At 48.8% G+C, this 2,553-nt stretch carries 2 protein-coding genes; both read right to left on the bottom strand.

Translation table 11 applies throughout. The features are described from left to right. Positions 1–383 precede the first annotated feature (383 nt). Positions 384–2,228 (bottom strand): exodeoxyribonuclease V subunit alpha, encoded by a 1,845-nt coding sequence (recD, locus tag QMA35_RS21330; RefSeq protein ID WP_281649156.1) that lies wholly within the window; start codon positions 2,226–2,228, stop codon positions 384–386. Continuing rightward, a partial coding sequence (locus QMA35_RS21325) for a hypothetical protein (protein ID WP_281649155.1) occupies positions 2,222–2,553 on the bottom strand: 332 nt, incomplete at its 5' end. The genes recD and QMA35_RS21325, both read right to left, overlap by 7 nt.

Genomic DNA, 2,553 nt, shown 5'->3' with positions numbered 1-2,553 from the left:
CAGAAAGGTCCTCAGGCTGAAGAAATCGAAGTTATCTAATCTCTTTTTAGAGATATAGCTTTGCAATCTGCTCCTTAGGAGTAGATCGGAAGGTGAAACCTAAGGGTTTCACCTTTTTTTGTTCCAAGCATTTAATTTTTCCCTTGAAACTCAATATTTTCAAAATATCCCTTGTGAGCTTTGAGTTCACCGTAAAGTAGAGTGTTCCCGCCATATCGCCTACGACGTCCTGCATAAGATTTCTAGCACGGTCATCATGGCCGGTCTAATATCCCGGTGAGCAATAACGTTGTTTTGTAAGTAAGGAACCTGTTTAGGAGAACTTGCTAGGGATATCTCCGCAGACAAAGGCCGGCGGACCTTTGTCTACAGTACTTCTGACTTTAGGTTAATCTGTCAGCCAAACCAGTAATACGCTCTATCGGGCGATCAACAGCTGATACCAGAATATCCGGGCGGCTAAACAGAGACAGTGTTGTCTTGGCTCGAGTTATGCCCGTATAGAGCAGTTCTCGAGTGAGCACCAGGGATGGGGATTCTGGTAATACCATTGCAACCTGGTCGAACTCTGACCCCTGGCTTTTATGAACAGTCATGGCGAATACTGTTTCGTGTTCAGGCAAACGGCTTGGCAGCAGAAAGCGCACAGAACCATCTGGCTTGGGGAATGCAACCCGGTAACGGCAATCGTCACGTTTGAAGGTGATACCGATATCACCGTTATAAAGCTCCAGAGCCGGATCATTACGAGTAATTAACACCGGGCGACCGTGATACCAGACGCCTTCGTCAGGAATCAGTTTTGCTTTTGCCAGCGCCGTGCGGATATTTTCATTTAAACCGGTTACGCCCCACTTTCCATCCCGCAAGGTGCAAAGAATCTGGAACTGATCAAAGGCTTCAATCACCAATTCCGCTGATGAATCTTTTTGAATCGCCTCTAGATAAGGGCGGTAGCCCTCAACAGCCGCCCTCATTAACTGGCTTTGAATATCACCGGTATGAATCAGCCGCAGATCATTTAACTGCTCCTGGCAAACAGACTGTACTTCCTGACGATTGCCACTGTTAACGGCTTTTGCCAGACGTCCGATACCGGAACGCTCATCGAAACGATAACTTTTTCGTAGCAGGCAAAGGCTGTCGCGGATAGATGGGCCGTTACCTGATAAAAACTCCATCAGTTCATATCCGGTCAGGGCTTTAAGTTCCTTTATCTGGTCATGGGAATAACCTTGATCAATACTTTTGCAGATATCTCCCAGCACACTGCCAGCTTCAACCGAGGCCAGCTGGTCCCTGTCTCCCAGTAATATCAGTCGTGACTCCTTGGGCAATGCTTCCAGCAGGCGAGCCATTAAAGAAGCATCAATCATGGATGCTTCATCAACCACCAGAACGTCCAGATGTAATGGGTTATTCCCATTGTGACGAAATTCTGCCTGCCCTGGAATTACGCCCAGTAAGCGGTGCAGAGTGGTAGCCTGATCATTAATCGCGTAACGCACCTCCTTACTGCAGTTCAATTTCCAACGAGCAGAACCAATGGACTCTGTCAGACGTACAGCTGCTTTACCGGTTGGTGCAGCAAGATGGATAACTGGTGAGCGATCAGGATTTTCAGCCAGTGCAAGTTCAACTAGCAGCGCCAGAAGCCGGGTGACAGTCGTGGTCTTACCGGTACCGGGGCCACCACTGATCACAGATAAGCTATGACTGGCAGCTACAGTAGCCGCGACCTTTTGCCAATCAATCTGGGAAGAGGGTTGCTCACTCTGTTCAGGGAAAAGGCGTTCAAGAATCTGTCGAACCTGCTCATGGCTTAATGAACTGTTCAGAGGAGTGTGTTTGCTGCTATTAAAGCGTTCGGCAATAACATTCTCGTACTGCCAGTAACGCATCAGGTAGAGGCGGCTCTTGTCCAGAACCAGTGGGGTTGATTGTTTACCATCACCAATAGCCGGCTCACCTTTCAAATGTTCTTGCCATTGTTCCAGAGGGGGGCAGGCTTTAATGGCATCAGCGTAACGGGCTGCCCCTAACAGTTGAAAAAGATCCGCTTTCTTGAGATTCAGGCAGGTGTGGCCATTACCAAGCTCCCGACTAGTGAGTGCCGCAGCTAACAGCAGTACAGGGTTCTGGCTCTGATCTGACAGCAGCCGGGCAAGGTGGTAATCCAGTGGGCGGATAATACCACTATCTGCCAGTTGTCGGAGAGTGTTTAGCATGGTGACAACCCTCCCTGGAAAAGACAATCCATATCTTCAATCAACTGCTGTTCTGGCCGGTGGTGATAAATGCCAGTTTCTGAACTTCCTGTATCGGCATCCTGAAGACCCCGGAGAAAAACATAAATCGCTCCCCCCATATGGGTGTCGTACTTATAGTCAGGAATGCGGCTTTTCAGCAGCCTGTGCAAAGCCAGTGTGTAGATCAGGTATTGAAGGTCATAACGATGGTCAATCATCGCATCGGCCATCGCTTCTCGGGTGTAAGCACTGGTGGAATCACCGAGCCAGTTGGATTTCCAGTCCAGTACATACCACTGTCCAT

It is taken from the genome of Parendozoicomonas sp. Alg238-R29, assembly GCF_947331445.1.
Lineage (GTDB): Bacteria > Pseudomonadota > Gammaproteobacteria > Pseudomonadales > Endozoicomonadaceae > Sansalvadorimonas.
Note: the sequence above shows the minus strand (reverse complement) of the source record. Positions and strands in the feature narration are given on the sequence as shown.

What these genes read in the sequence shown, in the direction of transcription:
- recD (WP_281649156.1), bottom strand. Translation starts at nt 2,228, where the DNA reads ATGCTAAACACTCTCCGACAACTGGCAGATAGTGGTATTATCCGCCCA.